Genomic DNA, 15,889 nt, shown 5'->3' on the forward strand with positions numbered 1-15,889 from the left:
CGCGTCTGTGGCAGCCTGTTGCCGCAAACTCACTTGATTGAACACCCAGTTGGGGGGATTATGAAAAAGCAGCGATTGAAAGCGGTGGCAATGACCACGATGCTTTCTGCCGGCGCGCTAATGGGTAGCGTAGCCATGGCAGATCAAACTCTGGATGCCGTACTTAAGGCGGGTCAAGCCAAAACTACTTTGGCGCAAGACTCCCAGAAGCGCATCGACAGATTGGCTCAGGAAACTGACGATCTGACACAAGAATTCAAACAACAGAATAAGTTGATTGACGATCTTCGTGTGTTTAACGCCCAAATGGAAAAACAAGTTGCCAAGCAGCTGGTTGTTGTTCAAGAGCTTGAGCAGTCAATTGAGAAGGTGACTGTTATTGAGCGTCAGATTCAGCCTCTGGTCTTCCGCATGCTGGATAGTCTGGAGCAATTTGTAAGTCTCGATAAGCCCTTCCAAGTAGAAGAGCGTAAAGAGCGTATTACTATGCTGCGGGCGAATCAGGATCGTGCTGACATCTCTGTTTCCGAAAAATTCCGTCAGGTGTTGGAAGCCTATAAGATTGAATCTGCATATGGCAGCACAATCGAAGCTTACAAAGGTACTCTGCCTATTGATGGACAAGATCGTGAAGTAAACATTCTTCGTGTTGGTCGCATTTCATTGATGTACCAAACAACTGATGCCAAGCAGTGCGGTACTTGGGATGCTTCTCAAGGTCAGTGGGTTTCTCTTGATGGTTCATACAATTCTTCCATTCTCAAGGGGCTCCGCATCGCGCGCAATCAAGCATCCAAAGATATCATGACCATGACAGTTCAAGCGCCGGAGGCAGCACAATGAAAATGAAGTTTGTAAAAAGCTGCTTGATGCTTGCTGTTGCTGGTCTTCTTGGCAGTTCATTCGCTGTTGCACAAGAAAAGGCTCAGACTTTAGACCAGTTATTGGATATGGTTAAGAAGTCTCAAATCAGTGAGTCTGCAGAGCATAAGCAACGTGAAGCAGAATTCGCTCGTGACAAAGCTAATCAGGCCAACTTGCTTGCCCAAGCAAAAGCAACTCGTCAAGCGGAAGAAGCTCGTTCTGCTGCGCTCGAGAAAAAATATCAAGAACAAGATATTTTGGTAGCCGCAAAAAAGACTCAATTGAATGAGCGTTTGGGTTCTATGAAAGAACTCTTTGGTCATTTGACGTCTACAGCCGGTGACCTCCGGGCAACACTGGAAACTTCAATAGTAAGTGCGCAGTACCCTAACCGTGGCGAGTTCCTCGATACATTAATCGAGAAAATGAACAGCAATACTCAATTACCAGATATCGAGGAAATTGAGCGCTTGTGGTACGAAGTGCAAAGAGAAATGGTTGAGACTGGTCGTGTTGTGAAATTCAACTCAACAGTTATTAAACCAAGTGGTGAGCAAGCACAACAAGAAGTTGTTCGTGTTGGTGTTTATAACCTGGTTTCTAATGGCATGTACCTGACATTTGACGGTTCTAAGATACAAGAGCTGCCTCGTCAACCAGTTGATCATTTGGCAGGTGCAAAAGCACTGCAAGACTCGACTTCAGGAATTGTTGACTTTGGTGTGGATCCAACAGGTCCTGCTGGTGGTCAACTTCTGACGGCTTTGATTGATACTCCTACTTTCCTTGAGCGTGTTGATCAGGGTGGTGAGGTTGGATATGTAATTGTTGCGGTAGGTTTCATCGGTGTTTTCCTTGGTTTGTGGCGGATGCTAGTTTTGTTCGCAATGACCTCAAAGGTGAAGGCGCAATTGAAGTCAGATAAGCCCAACTCTAACAATCCTCTGGGTCGTGTGCTGAAGGTTGCAGAAGAAAATAAGAATGTTGATACCGAAACTTTGGAGCTGAAGCTTGAAGAGGCTGTTCTTAAAGAGCGTCCATCAATTGAAAGTGGTCTGGCCGTATTGAAGATCATCGCAGCTGTAGCACCTCTCTTGGGGCTCTTGGGTACTGTTACCGGTATGATCGAAACCTTCCAGGCTATCACTATCTTCGGTGCTGGTGATCCTAAAAACATGGCCGGTGGTATCTCGGCAGCGTTGGTTACTACTGTTCAAGGTCTTGTGGTTGCAATCCCGGTTGTGTTGATGCACACCTTGGTTAACGGTCGCGCTAAAGCAGTTATTCAAGTGTTAGATGAACAAACTACCGGCATTATTGCTGAAAACTCTGAGCGTAAGTAGGAGATAACACATGCAGGCTTTAACGGACGCTTTTGCAGCCATTGGAGCCTTTATGGATCAGGGCGGCCCTTTGATGTATTACATTGCCGCCCTTACCTTTGCAATGTGGACTCTCGTTTTTGAGCGTGTGGTCTACTTTAAAGGTGGTCTAAAAGGTGAAGTCCAACAGGCTCTGAATAGTTGGGAGCAGCGTAAAGAGCGAAAGTCATGGAATGCACATCAAATTCGTGCAGCTATGGTTTCGCGTATGTCAGCAAAAATTAACAAAAACTTGGACATGATCACTACATTAATTGCTCTCTGCCCCCTTATGGGGTTGCTGGGAACTGTTACCGGTATGATTGAAGTGTTTAGTGTTCTGTCTCTGACTGGTGGTGGTGATGCCAAGTCAATGGCGGGTGGGGTATCGAAAGCAACAATTCCTACAATGGCTGGCATGGTTGCAGCTCTATCTGGATTGTTTGTAAATACATATCTTTCTCGAATTGCTGAGCGTGAAGATCGCTTGTTTGCTGACCATTTGACAATGGATCACTAAGTGATGCCGCAGTATTAACCTGTAATTAAGAGATGTCTCATGAGCAGGAACAACGCAAAACCTGAAGAAGAACCGCAGGCAATCGACCTCACGCCTATGCTTGATGTTGTATTTATTATGCTGATTTTCTTCATAGTTACGGCAACGTTCATTAAAGAAGCTGGCAAAGAGGTTGTGAGACCTGATGCGGTTACTGGTGATTCGAAGCCTAATGCTAGTATTCTGATTGCTATTGGTGATGACAATGAAATTTGGATTGATAAGAAACAAGTTGATCCACGTAGCGTTGTTAAAGTGATTGAGCGTATGCGCGCAGACAATCCCAATGGTTCAGTTTCAATTCAAGCAGATACTAAAGCTCGTATTGAATTCGTATTGGAGGTCGCTAATGCTGCGCGTGAAGCTGGCATTACCGATGTGTCTGTCTCTACTGAAGAGAAATAGATTGCTATGAACTTCGCAAAAGTAGGTATAGCAGGGCTGTTGGGGGTGGTTACCACCTTCTTGCTCTTATTTTTGATGTATCAGTTAGTGAATAATGATTTAGGCGAAGTTGCGCAGAAAAAGTCTGTGAAAATTCCTGATATCAACATGCCTGATACAAAAATTGAGACTCGTTTTGAGGATGCTAAACCAGAGAAACCAGAAGCCCCTGAAACTCCTCCAGATCTTCCGGAGCCAGAGTTTGAAGCGCCTAATGTGTCTGGTGAAGCATTGAATATGAGTGCTCCTATTGCTAAAGCAGGCATTGATGTTGGTGCTGGTTCATTGGCTTTTAGTGAGGGTGAATATTTACCTATCGTTAAAGTGCCGCCAGAGTATCCAAGTACTGCGTTGTCGCGTGGTATTGAAGGCTTTTGTACGGTTGTGTATACCGTTACAGAAACTGGTGCTACTCGCGATCCAGAGCCTATTGCTGATCAATGCGTCACCAAAGAGGGCAAGCCGACAACAGTATTTAACCGCGCGTCTGTTCGTGCAGCGCTCAAATTTAAATACAAGCCAAAAGTTGTGGACGGCAAGCCAGTCGAAGTGCCTGGTGTGAAGAACCGCTTCACTTACACTATGCAGAAATAAGGGGTAATGAAATGAGACAAGTATTTCCTGCCGTTTCAATTGCTCTTGGCAAAACTTTGCTAGTTACCGCCGTTGCTATTTCGCCAATTTTTGTTAATAACGCTGTGAATGTTTTTGCTCCCGGCGTTATTGAAATCGGAGTTGTACACGCACAGGTTAAAGCGAAGAATAAATATGCTTCGGCGGAGCAACGCAAATTCCCCAATGTTAGCGAATCTTTCGGTAAAAAAATTACCGAGGCTGCAAACTTCCTTCAACCGCAAGACGAATCTGTAAAGCCCGATCCACGCAAGGCTATGCAATTGTTGAATGAAATGGCTGCTAACTCAGCTAAGGCGAATGCGTATGAGCTGGTGTTGCTTAATCAGTATACTGGTTATGCTCATCTTGGGGCCGAGAACTATACTAAGGCTATCGAAAGCTTCAATAAAATGCTTGCTCAATCGCCTAACATGCCATTAGCAACCGAGGCGTCCACCATTCGTATTGTTGGGCAACTTTATTCCCAGCTGGATAATCCAAAGAAAGCATTAGAAACATTGCTTAAGTGGACTGACTATGCTGAATCCTTGAAGCCAGAAGACTCGTACATGTTTTCTACGCTTTATTATCAGCTTGAAGATAATAATAATGCGCTATTAAATATTAACGAGGCTGTTAGGGCGCAGGAGGCAGCTGGTAAGGTTCCTGCTGAATCTTGGTATATTCTTCAGCGTGGATTGTATTTTGATAAAGAAGATTACAAGAGCGGCTTGGTTGTTCTTGAAAAACTTATCAAACACTATCCAAAGGCGCAGTACTGGAAGCAGCTATCGCAAGTTTATCGCATGATGGATCGCACTAACGATGCACTCTATGCACTTGAAACTTGCTATTTAATGGATGGATTGACTACTGAAAAAGATCTTATCAATTTGGCATATTCATTTTTAGAGGCGGAAGTTCCTTATAAGGCCGTTAAGGTTTTGAAAAAAGGTATTTACACTGATAAAAATGTTGAGCCTACTGCTAAGAATCTGAAGTTGCTTGCAGATGCATATCGCTTGTCGCAAAACGCCAAAGAATCTTTGGTCGAGTATGAAAAAGCAGCACAGAAGTCAACCGATGGAGAAATGATCATTGGCTTGGCGCAAGCTTATCTTGCCAATGATAAGTTCAAAGAGGCTTCTAAGTGGGGCCGCGATGCTCTGAAAAAAGGTGGTATTAAGCGTGTCGACCATGCGAATATCACTGTTGCCCAAGCGGAGTTTGAGCTGAAAAACTTTGATGAAGCTATCAAGTTTTTTAAAGAGGCGGCAAAAGATGCGCGCAGTTCCAAGCTCGCCAATCAATGGGTTACTTTCTCTGAGCGTGAACAAGCTAGATTGAAAGCGTTGGCACAGCAATAATCCTTGTTGCGTTAATAAACAGACAATAAAAAAGCCAGCATTAGCTGGCTTTTTTATTGTCGCTAACTTGTCAAAATGTTGCTAAGAACTGCTTGTGCATTTTGTAGCTGCGCAAGCAGTTATGAATGCCCCTTTAATCCAGTTTACTCAAATCGCGCACCGCGCCTTTGTCGGCACTGGTTGCCAGCATAGCGTAGGCTTTTAGCGAGGCGGAGACTTTGCGTGGGCGAATTTCAGTTGGCTTCCAAGCAAGGGAGCCTTTAGCATTTTCTGCTGCGCGACGTGTTTCCAGCTCTGCGTCAGTCAAGACAAGATTAATGCTACGGTTGGGAATATCGATGCGAATGATATCTCCAGTCTGAACCAGGCCGATCGCACCGCCTGCAGCGGCTTCAGGGGATACATGGCCAATGGATAAGCCTGAAGTCCCACCGGAGAAACGGCCATCAGTCAGCAGTGCGCAAGCTTTCCCCAGACCTTTCGATTTTAGATAGCTAGTGGGGTAAAGCATTTCTTGCATGCCTGGGCCACCTTTGGGGCCTTCATAGCGAATCACCACTACATCTCCAGCTTTTACCTTGCCATCTAAAATGTCGGCTACTGCTTTATCCTGGCTTTCTACGACATAAGCTTTACCTTCAAATACCCAGCAGCTTTCATCTACACCTGAGGTTTTTACTACGCAGCCGTCAATAGCGATATTGCCTTTAAGAACGGCCAATCCACCTTCTTTGCTGTAGGCGTGCTCGACAGAGCGGATGCAGCCTTCAGCGCGATCACCATCGAGTGTTGGCCAGCGCGTTGCTTGGCTAAAGGCAACTTGAGTTGGGATGCCTGCCGGGCCCGCCTTATAAAAAGTTGCTACCGTTTCAGAGGAGGTACTTATGATGTCCCATTTATCCAATGCTTCTTGAAAGGTTTGGCTATGTACGGTTGGCAGTTGGTTGTGGAATAGGCCACCGCGATTTAGCTCCGCCAGAATGCCCATCACGCCACCTGCCCGATGGACATCTTCCATGTGATATTTTGGGGTATTGGGGGCGACTTTGCACAGTTGTGGTACTTTCCTGCTCATGCGATCCACATCAAACATGGTGAAGGGCACGTTTCCTTCTTGTGCGGCGGCGAGCAAATGCAAAATGGTGTTGGTGGAGCCGCCCATTGCGATATCCAATGCCATAGCATTCTCAAAAGCTTCAAAGCTGGCAATCGAGCGTGGTAATACGCTGTAATCATCTTGTTCATAGTAGCGTTTGGTTATTTCTACGATGCGACGACCGGCCTCGAGGAAAAGTTGTTCGCGATCGGCGTGAGTGGCTAGCAGCGAGCCGTTGCCGGGTAAGCTCAAACCGAGCGCTTCAGTCAGGCAGTTCATTGAGTTGGCGGTAAACATGCCTGAGCAGGAGCCACAAGTCGGGCAGGCAGAGCGTTCGTAGTCATTCACTTTTTCGTCGCTGGCTTGATCATCGGCAGCGATAACCATGGCATCGACCAGATCAAGTTTGTGCTCAGAGAGTTTGGTTTTACCTGCTTCCATTGGCCCACCCGATACAAAAATTACCGGGATATTCAAGCGCATGGCCGCCATCAGCATGCCGGGGGTAATTTTGTCGCAGTTGGAGATGCAGACAATTGCGTCGGCGCAATGGGCATTTACCATATACTCAACCGAGTCGGCGATGATGTCGCGGCTGGGCAGGCTGTAGAGCATGCCGTCGTGGCCCATTGCGATACCATCGTCCACTGCGATGGTGTTGAATTCTTTCGCTACACCACCTGCTTTTTCTATTTCGCGAGCAACTAGCTGACCGAGATCTTTTAAATGCACATGGCCGGGCACGAATTGGGTAAAGGAGTTGGCTATGGCAATAATGGGTTTGTCAAAGTCTCCATCCTTCATGCCGGTGGCGCGCCAGAGTGCGCGAGCACCGGCCATGTTGCGGCCAGAGGTGGTGGTTTTGGAGCGATAAATAGGCATAGCAGATGACCTCGTGGAGCTGTTGCGGGCAGTTAACAGCGGTGACATTCGAGTTACAGAAAAGAGCAAAAGCATAGCAGAAATCACCCGCTATCGGCAGGTAGATCTTGCGCGCTGAGTGCTCGGATTTGTGGATTGGTGTGTGTCCGGCCCCGAAGAGCCGGCAGGGCTAGAGTGTTTTGATGAAAATCTTGGAATTGCGTTGGTAGTTATAAAGCTGCTGCCGCTGCATTGGCAGATCCTCGAGTTTGCCCTGCACAAAACCTTGCTCGATAAACCAATGGGCGGTTTGGGTTGTGAGCAAAAATAGCTGTTTGATGTGCAATTTGCGCGCTTGTATTTCCATCTGTTGCAGTAGTGTCGAGGCCCGCCCTCCGTTGCGATATTCAGGGTGGGTGGCTACGCAGGATAGTTCGGCCATATCGCCATAGGGGTAGAGCGCGGCACACGCGATGATAGTGCCGTCTTTATCCATAACATGAAATTGGCCGATTTCCGTCTCCAGTAATTCACGGGAGCGCCGCACTAAAATACCTTGTTCTTCAAGGGGGCGAATCAGCTCCAATATGCCTGCAACATCATCAATACTGGCGATGCGCAGCTGTTCGTACTGACCGGAATAGATCATGGTTCCCAATCCATCGCGGGTGAAGAGTTCAGTCAGTAGTGCGCCATCGGTTTCATAGCTGATTAATTGCGCGCGCTGCACACCTTGCAGGCAGCTGTGGTAACAGGCGCTCACCGCCTGATACAGGTCGGTGCCGATGGTTTCCCCTTGGCTAGTCAGGTAGTCCTTGCACTCTGGCAGCGACAGTTGACGAATGAGATTGCCCTCGCTATCGCTTAGCCCATTGCCTGCAGTAAATGCCAATAACTTGTCGGCTTTGATGGCGCTGGCGACATGGGTAGCGACATCACTGAATGACAGGTTGAAAATCTCACCTGTGGGTGAGTAGGCCAGTGGCGACAACAGAACTACAGCTCCGGAATCCAACGCGGCGTTAAGTGATTTGGTGTGTACTTTGCGCACTTTACCCGTGTGTTGCAGGTCGACACCCTCGATAACGCCGTGGGGCATGGCAACCACAAAATTGCCGCTGATAACTTGCATATCGGCATCCTGCATTGGCGAGTTAGGCAGGCTGGTTGAAAGTGCCGCTTCGACAATTGTCCGTGCCTCGCCAATCGCTTGGATAACCAGACTCAAGTTGTCGCTGTCGGTGATGCGCAAACCTTTGTGGAATTGGCTCTGGCTGCCGGCAAGTTGCAGGCGCGCATCAATCTGCGGGCGGGCGCCATGAACTAATACCAGGCGCACATCCAGGCTACAAAGTAGGGCGATGTCATGCACTATATTGTGAAAATTGGTGTGCGTAATGGCCTCGCCTGGCAACATCAACACGAAGGTTTTGTCACTGTGTCTATTGATGTAGGGCGTGGAGTGGCGAAACCACTTGACGTAATCCTGGGTGTTTGCGGGCACTGTGGTTCTCTTTCTTAAAGTGATCAGTTAATGGTCAGTTGTTACAGGCAAAATCGCTCTATTAAGCCACGAACCAGTTTTACGGCGGGTTCGATTTGATTAAGTGGTATGAACTCGTCGGGTTGATGGGCCTGGTTGATAGAGCCGGGGCCCAATACGACGGTTTGCATTCCCAGTTGCTGCATAAACGGCGCCTCAGTGGCAAAGGCAACACTATCGCTGGCATTGCCGGTGAGCTCGGCACAGGTCTTTATCAACAGGCTCTGTTCATCTTCGCCAAATGGATCGACGCCCTCAAATAATGAGGAGAACACTATATCGGTTCCGCTCGATTCGGCGATAGGGGCGAGACGCTGTTGTATAGCGGCGCGCAGCTCGTTGTTATCCATGCCCGGTAACAGGCGTAAATCAAAATGCAATTCGCACTCACCGCAAATGCGATTGGCGCCATCGCCACCGTGAATACAACCTAGATTCAAGGTGGGTGTTTGCACAGCAAACGCGGGGTTGCGATATTTGGTTTGCAGCTCCTGCCGCAGGCTTAGCAGCTCGTTCATTACCTGATTCATCGCCTCCAGCGCGTTGTTGCCAAGCGCCGGGTTTGATGAATGGCCGCTCTGGCCGCGCACTCGCACGGCTTCCATCATGATTCCCTTGTGGGCGCGGATGGGGATGAGATTAGTGGGTTCGCCAATAACGGCATAGCGGGGCGAGAGACCACCGAGCCCCTGTTGTGCCAATGCGCGGGCGCCATTCATGCTGCTCTCTTCATCCGCCGTTGCTAGCACAATAAGCGGGTGTTTGAAGTGGTGCGCAAGATAGGGTTCTACTGCAGCCATTATGACCGGGAAAAATCCCTTCATATCGGTGGCGCCAAGGCCATAAAGCTTGCCGTCTTTCTCGGTGAGCTGAAATGGATCAGTTTGCCAGCGATTGGCATCGTAGGGCACTGTATCGCTGTGACCTGCCAAGACGAGGCCACCATCGCCCTGGCCTAGCGTTGCGATTAGATTAGCTTTACCCGCTTGGGTGAGCGGCATAATACGGGTATTAAAACCCAGTGCGGAAAAGTCATTGGCAAGTTGGTCAATCACGCCCTGATTGGACATATCCCACTGTTCAATGGCGCAGCTCACCGAAGGCAGGGCGACAAGCCTGTGCAGACGATGTTGATAGCGTTTAAGGTCGACGGTCATGATCCTGCTCGCAGAAAAACATTCGGGGTGTTATCGATGATTGCGCCTGAAAATGCAAGCTTGTGGAAAACACCAGGCAATAAAAAACCCGAGCTGGTTTCCCTGCTCGGGTTTTTTTGGGTGGAATGAGACTTAACTGAACACGCCTTTGAGGAAGTAGAAAAACAGAATCGACAGGCCTGCTCCGGCGGGTAAGGTAATAACCCAAGAGGCGAAGATACCGCCTATGACCCGTAAATTTAATGCTCCTATCCCGCGCGCCAAACCTACCCCCAGCACCGCACCCACCAGAGTGTGAGTGGTAGAAATGGGCAGGCCGAGGCCGGATGCAATGACTACGGTGGCGGCTGCCGACATTTCGGCGGCGAAACCACGGCTGGGGGTGAGTTCGGTAATCTTTTTACCAATGGTTTGCATTACCTTGTAGCCATAGGTTGCCAGGCCAACAACAATACCAACGCCACCCAATAACAGAACCCATGGGGCGACGGCGGCTTTGGCGCCCACCTCACCCGATTGAACAACACTGATTACCGCTGCCATAGGGCCCACTGCGTTGGCTACATCGTTGGAGCCGTGTGCAAATGCCATGGAACAAGCAGTGAAGATCATCAATACCCCAAACACGCGCTCTACACTGGAGAAACGGTTGTCTTTATCCGCTGTCTTGTCCTGGGTAATGCGGCTGAGAAGGTACATCCCAAAGCCTGCTACCACGAGGCCGATAATCGCCGCTATAAAGGTACTTTCCAGAAAGCTAAACGAAAGGTTGTGTGAGCTAAGTACATATTTCAGGCCTTTGAGGATGGTGACCATCGACAAAAAGAAACCTACCGCAAACATGTAAATGGGTATGTAGCGTTTGGCATTGGAAAACGGATCTTCTGTGTCCAGAATCAGGAATTGCACTGAGCGGAAAATCCAGAAAGCGAGGAAGCCTGCAATAACGGGGGTAATTACCCAGCTGCCGACGATGCCCCACACCTTGCTCCACTGCACCGCATCGGCGGAAATGCCCACGGCGGCAAAACCAATGATGGCGCCGACAATCGAGTGGGTGGTGGATACCGGCCAGCCCAAAATACTGGCGATTAATAACCAGCTACCCGCTGCCAGCAGCGAGGCGAGCATGCCGAAGACAAATAAATCCGGGTGGTCGGTCATCACGTCCAGTTCAACAATCCCGCTACGGATGGTTTCTGTCACTTCACCACCAGCCAGGTAGGCCCCGGCAAACTCAAATACCATGGCAATTAAAATGGCCTGTTTCATGGTAAGCGCACGCGAGCCAACCGAGGTTCCCATTGCGTTGGATACATCGTTGGCACCTATGCCCCATGCCATAAAGAGGCCAAAAGCACAGGCAAGAATAAACAGCACATGGCCGTATTCAGCAAATAAAGTCATCTTGAATTCCTCAAGGTAAAGGATTAATGCGCCAGCAGCAGTTGCAAACGGCCGCCCACATCGTGTGCGCGGTTGGCGATATCACCCACCCAGTCGATGATGTTGTACAGGAACATCACATCTACCGGGGGGAGCTGGGCTTCGAGGGCAAAGAGTGAGGTGCGCACGCCAATTTCCAATTGGTCGGCTTTCTCCTCAAGAATGTCCAATTCCTTGATCATATTTTCGACAACGGTCAGCTCGCGGCCGCTAAAACCGGTCTCGAGCAGCTCGTCCAGTTCGTTGATGGCGGTGAGCGCTTGCTCGGCTGCCGCAACACTGGCGCGCACAAATTCATTCATCTGCGGTTTCATGCTTTCGGGGATGGTCATGCGACGGCCCATGATGATACCGGCGATGTCTTTGGCGCGGTTGGGAATGCGATCCTGCATAGTTAGCAGTTCGAGCAGGTCGGTGCGTGGTACCGGCAGGAACAGGCTTTTGGGCAGATGCAAGCGCAGGTGCTTTTTGATTTCGTCCGCATCGTTTTCGAATTTCACCACTTGCTGCTGAATGCTGCTGGCGAGAGGCCAGTCATTGCCGGTGACAGCTTCAAAAAAAGGTACGAGTTCGGCGGCGGCTTTAACAGCCAGCGCCATGTGCTCTTGCATGGGCTTGATGGGCGAGCGGCCAAACAGGTTCGACAAGTTTGCAAAAGGCATGGTTATCCCCTCGGGTTGAAAGTGTGCGCAGTATAAAAACATCACTCGCCAAGGTCACGCAGCTTTATTACTTATTTATGACAAAGTTGTGATGCTTTTTAGCTGAACTTTTGTTAGTGGCTGGTATGGGTTGTTAGGCATAGGTGTCTAGGTTTCGGGTGTGTTGAGCTTAGTGGTTGCTGACCAAAACGCCAGCCTGTCGCCTTGTGGGCAGACTCGCGTCGGCAGAGCCGCTACAATCAGTGCAGGTTTTTAGTCGCAGCTCTCTTATTTACAGGAATAACGTCGATGGTGCTGGATCGGGTATTGGATTTGCGCGGCTTGATCAATGATCTGGTCGTTGATGGGCGCATGTCGCAGCTGGATGCCAATATGTTGCTCGGCGCCTCACGCAGCCGCGAACAGGCGATCATGCACCCGCTGGCCTATGTCGCCACCCAAAATCTGGAAGATTTACAGCGCCCGGGCAAGATTCTGGATGGCGATACGCTCACCGAGTGGTTAGCCAACAAGGCGCGCCTGCCATTGTTTCATATAGATCCGATGAAGATTGATGTCGCCAAGTGTACCGAGGTGATCAGTTACGCCTTTGCCAAGCGCCACGGTATTTTGTGCGTCAAAGTGGAGTCGGATCACGTCATCATCGCCTGTACTCAACCCTTTATGGCTGGTTGGGAGCCACAGGTGGAGCATGTGGCGCGCCGCACGGTGAAACGCGTGGTGGCTAATCCCGCCGACATCGAGCGTTTTATGGTGGAGTTTTACACCTTGGCGCGCTCTGTCTCCGGCGCCAGCGGAGCGACGGCGGCCTCGGCGATTACTAACTTTGAGCAGCTGGTGGAGCTGGGCAAAGCCAGCGATCCGGATGCCAATGACCAGCATATCGTCAAGATTGTGGACTGGCTGTTGCAGTACGCTTATGACCAGCGCGCCAGTGACATTCATATAGAGCCGCGCCGGGAAGTAGGGCGCATCCGCTTCCGTATCGATGGCGTTTTGCATTACGTCTACGAATTGCCCGCCAATGTATCCACCGCTGTCACCAGCCGCTTCAAGGTGTTGGCCCGCATGGATATTGCCGAAAAGCGCAAGCCGCAAGACGGCCGCATCAAAACCCGGCGCAGCGATGGCAGTGAAATTGAATTGCGTATGTCCACCTTGCCCACCGCCTTTGGCGAAAAACTGGTGATGCGGATTTTTGACCCGGAAGTGCTGCTGCGCAGTTTTACCGACTTGGGTTTAGTGGGCGATGACTATGCGCGCTGGTACTCCATGCTTACCCGCCCCAATGGCATCTTGTTGGTGACCGGCCCCACCGGTTCCGGTAAAACCACCACCCTTTATTCATCGCTGCGACAAGTTGCCACCGATGAGGTGAATGTCAGCACTATTGAAGACCCCATTGAAATGGTGGAGGAGCGTTTTAACCAGACGCAAGTGCACCACAAAATCGGGCTGGATTTTGCCGCCGGTATCCGCAGCCTGATGCGGCAAGACCCGGACATTATCATGGTGGGTGAGATCCGCGACCTAGAAACCGCCCAAATGGCAGTGCAAGCCGCGCTTACCGGCCACTTGGTGCTATCCACCGTACATACCAACGACGCGCCTTCAACCGTTGCGCGCTTGCTGGATTTGGGCATTCCTTCCTACCTCATTAATGCCACCTTGCTCGGGGTAATGGCGCAGCGCTTGGTGCGCACGCTCTGCTCACATTGCAAAGAGGAGGGCAGTATCAGCGCGTCGGATTGGCAGGAATTGGTTGCGCCCTGGAAAGTGAATGTGCCGGCCAAAGTCTATCGCCCGGTGGGTTGCCTCGAATGTCGCAATACCGGTTATTTGGGGCGACAAGGCCTGTACGAAATTCTGATGTTGTCTGAATCGCTCAAGGAAAAAGTTACCAGCGACTGCAACCTGCAGGAGCTGCGTAAACTGGCAATGAAGGAGGGCATGCGCACCTTGCGCTTGTCGGGCGCTCAAAAAGTCGCGGCGGGACTCACGACGATGGAAGAGGTATTGCGGGTTGCGCCACCACCGGAGAAGGCGGGTTAGGTGGTGAATATGCCCAATAAAAAATGGCGACCCGTGAGTCGCCATTTTTTTATGGTTAGCGGCAAGGTTTACGGCTATCAGAACAGCAATTTGATCCCTACAAACACCAGCATAATCGCCAGCGCCGGGCGTAAATAATGGTCGGCCACGCGGTGTGCCAAGTGGCTGCCCAGGTAAATACCGGGTAGCGAACCAATCAACAGGTTTGCCAATAATCCCCAATCCACATTGCCTAAACCGGCATGCCCCATGCCCGCTACCAGCGTCAGTGGCACGGCGTGGGCGATTTCAGTTCCCACCAAACGCACGGTGGGTAGCAGTGGGTAGAGCATAAATAAAGCTACTGTGCCCAGTGCACCTGCACCGATGGAGGTGATGGTCACTACCGCGCCCAGCACCATGCCGGTAAGCACCGTCGCAATCATCTGTTCGCGACGGCTCATGCGGGTAATCCAGGCGTCATTTTTACGGCTGTAATCAAAGATTCGGCGTTTAAACAAAATAGCGATGGCGGTGAGGATCAACGCGTAGCCAAGGGTGGTGCGAATAATGCTGTTGAGGGTGTCGGTATCGGTGTGTAAATAATGCAGTAGCCAGAGGGTCAGTGCTGCTGCAGGTAGGCTGCCCAGTGCCAGCTCGCCGGTAATCTTCCAGTCGATATTTTTTTTCTTGTGGTGGACATGAATACCGCCCGCTTTGGTGATGGCGGCGTAGAGTAAATCGGTGCCCACTGCATTGGCGGGGCTAACGCCGAAATAGAGCAGAATCGGCGTCATCAGCGAGCCGCCGCCAACACCGGTCATACCTACAATAAATCCCACCACCAAACCGGCGATAACATAGCCAAAATGAAAATCCATACCACTCCACGTGCGCCGGCTACACCCGGTATCCGGTTAAAGGCGTCAGAAACTGAAGGTGTTTAAAAATAAACAGGGCGCGCAGGCTAACAGCCCATGGCGGAGGCGGCTAATAATCATTAGTTAGGTGCTTATAACTTTACGGATTAATCTGGGCTGATTGTGATCAATCAGTGCGTGTTTAGTTATGAAAGCGGGTGAGGGGGGTGGGCAACGAATAAGAGCGAGGTCTATAGCGTGATTTGGCTGCACATCCCTGTGCAAAAAATACCTAGCGATCTGTTTGATTCAATACTAACTGGCCATTTTCTACCGGGATACGTGAACCTGGGTCATAGTCCAAACGCAGGGAAGATTCCTTGTCTTTCAAACGGTAGGCAACGTCGTAGCCGATCACATCTTCACGGCTGTCGTAGACAGTCTTGCAGCGTTTTTCCACGGTGGTGTAGGTGTCTTTTTGCTGCATATTGGCCTGCACTTTATCACCGGCGTAACCACCGGCTACCGCACCGGCCACAGTCGCCACTTTTTTGCCGTTACCACCTCCCACCTGATTACCCAGCGCACCGCCCACTACCGCCCCTATCACTTTACCGGCAATACGGTTGGTGTCCTTTACGGGTTTTTGATGAACGACGGTTTCGTCATAGCATTCTTCGCGGGGAATTTTGGTGGTTTTAGTGACTGGCACTGAGCTGAGTACTTCAGCGTATGAAGGCTCTTTTAAAAATTGGTAGCTGGCGATAGCCCCACCTGTGGTAGCCACACCCACGCCTAACAGTGTTCCGATAATCATCGATTTGTTCATTTGGTAATCTCCTGCAGTGATGCCCTCTAATCAGGGGCGATGGCGCAGTCTACGCTTTATTTGTCTTAACCAGAGCTTAATGATTCCAAACGGGTTTTTGTGGTGAGATCTGGCTGGCATTTTGACTGTGAAGCTTGTACTCAATGGCACACAAATAGGGAATCAAATAGGGCTCACTATTGCCTTGTTTTCGC

14 protein-coding genes are annotated in these 15,889 nt (G+C 50.1%); 7 read left to right on the forward strand and 7 right to left on the reverse strand.

Annotation, left to right across the window (positions count from 1 at the left end; genetic code table 11):
- The first annotated feature begins 60 nt into the window (after window positions 1-60).
- From O59_RS04130 to O59_RS04155, 6 genes are read left to right on the forward strand one after another with little or no spacing between them, the layout of a single operon-like run.
- Entirely contained in the window at window positions 61-843 is a 783-nt protein-coding gene (locus O59_RS04130) for a DUF3450 domain-containing protein (RefSeq protein ID WP_007639787.1), read from the forward strand.
- Window positions 840-2,207, forward strand: a complete 1,368-nt coding sequence (locus O59_RS04135; RefSeq protein ID WP_007639789.1) for a MotA/TolQ/ExbB proton channel family protein — start codon at window positions 840-842, stop codon at window positions 2,205-2,207. The genes O59_RS04130 and O59_RS04135 overlap by 4 nt, the downstream gene beginning before the upstream one ends.
- A gap of 10 nt (window positions 2,208-2,217) precedes the next feature.
- Window positions 2,218-2,745, forward strand: coding sequence for a MotA/TolQ/ExbB proton channel family protein (locus O59_RS04140; protein WP_007639790.1), 528 nt, complete (start codon window positions 2,218-2,220; stop codon window positions 2,743-2,745).
- Window positions 2,746-2,784: 39 nt separating this feature from the next.
- Complete coding sequence (locus O59_RS04145) at window positions 2,785-3,189, forward strand: biopolymer transporter ExbD (protein ID WP_040391150.1); 405 nt, start codon at window positions 2,785-2,787, stop codon at window positions 3,187-3,189.
- Window positions 3,190-3,195: 6 nt separating this feature from the next.
- Window positions 3,196-3,822, forward strand: coding sequence for an energy transducer TonB (locus tag O59_RS04150; RefSeq protein WP_007639798.1), 627 nt, complete (start codon window positions 3,196-3,198; stop codon window positions 3,820-3,822).
- 11 nt (window positions 3,823-3,833) lie between these two features.
- Window positions 3,834-5,210 (forward strand): lipopolysaccharide assembly protein LapB, encoded by a 1,377-nt coding sequence (locus tag O59_RS04155; protein WP_007639800.1) that lies wholly within the window; start codon window positions 3,834-3,836, stop codon window positions 5,208-5,210.
- Between the two features lie 133 nt (window positions 5,211-5,343).
- Here the strand turns inward: O59_RS04155 and ilvD are convergent, their stop codons facing one another.
- From ilvD to O59_RS04180, 5 genes are all read right to left on the reverse strand, one after another.
- Entirely contained in the window at window positions 5,344-7,188 is a 1,845-nt protein-coding gene (gene ilvD, locus O59_RS04160) for a dihydroxy-acid dehydratase (RefSeq protein ID WP_007639802.1), read from the reverse strand.
- Between the two features lie 169 nt (window positions 7,189-7,357).
- On the reverse strand, window positions 7,358-8,671 hold the full coding sequence (gene argA, locus O59_RS04165; RefSeq protein WP_007639804.1) for an amino-acid N-acetyltransferase: 1,314 nt from the start codon (window positions 8,669-8,671) through the stop codon (window positions 7,358-7,360).
- A 41-nt stretch (window positions 8,672-8,712) separates the two neighbouring features.
- Window positions 8,713-9,867: an acetylornithine deacetylase gene (gene argE / locus O59_RS04170; protein WP_007639806.1), complete on the reverse strand. Its 1,155-nt coding sequence runs from the start codon at window positions 9,865-9,867 to the stop codon at window positions 8,713-8,715.
- Between the two features lie 132 nt (window positions 9,868-9,999).
- Window positions 10,000-11,274 carry an inorganic phosphate transporter gene (locus tag O59_RS04175; protein WP_007639810.1) on the reverse strand — a complete coding sequence of 425 codons (1,275 nt, stop codon included), beginning with the start codon at window positions 11,272-11,274 and terminating at the stop codon, window positions 10,000-10,002.
- Between the two features lie 23 nt (window positions 11,275-11,297).
- Window positions 11,298-11,975, reverse strand: a complete 678-nt coding sequence (locus O59_RS04180; protein WP_007639812.1) for a TIGR00153 family protein — start codon at window positions 11,973-11,975, stop codon at window positions 11,298-11,300.
- Between the two features lie 288 nt (window positions 11,976-12,263).
- Here O59_RS04180 and O59_RS04185 point away from each other — a divergent pair, with 288 nt between their 5' ends.
- Window positions 12,264-14,027 (forward strand): GspE/PulE family protein, encoded by a 1,764-nt coding sequence (locus O59_RS04185; protein ID WP_007639814.1) that lies wholly within the window; start codon window positions 12,264-12,266, stop codon window positions 14,025-14,027.
- Between the two features lie 77 nt (window positions 14,028-14,104).
- Here O59_RS04185 and O59_RS04190 read toward each other — a convergent pair whose 3' ends face one another.
- Entirely contained in the window at window positions 14,105-14,887 is a 783-nt protein-coding gene (locus O59_RS04190) for a sulfite exporter TauE/SafE family protein (protein WP_007639816.1), read from the reverse strand.
- A 271-nt stretch (window positions 14,888-15,158) separates the two neighbouring features.
- Window positions 15,159-15,695, reverse strand: coding sequence for a glycine zipper 2TM domain-containing protein (locus O59_RS04195; RefSeq protein ID WP_007639817.1), 537 nt, complete (start codon window positions 15,693-15,695; stop codon window positions 15,159-15,161).
- Window positions 15,696-15,889 lie beyond the last annotated feature (194 nt).

This window comes from Cellvibrio sp. BR (assembly GCF_000263355.1).
GTDB lineage: Bacteria > Pseudomonadota > Gammaproteobacteria > Pseudomonadales > Cellvibrionaceae > Cellvibrio.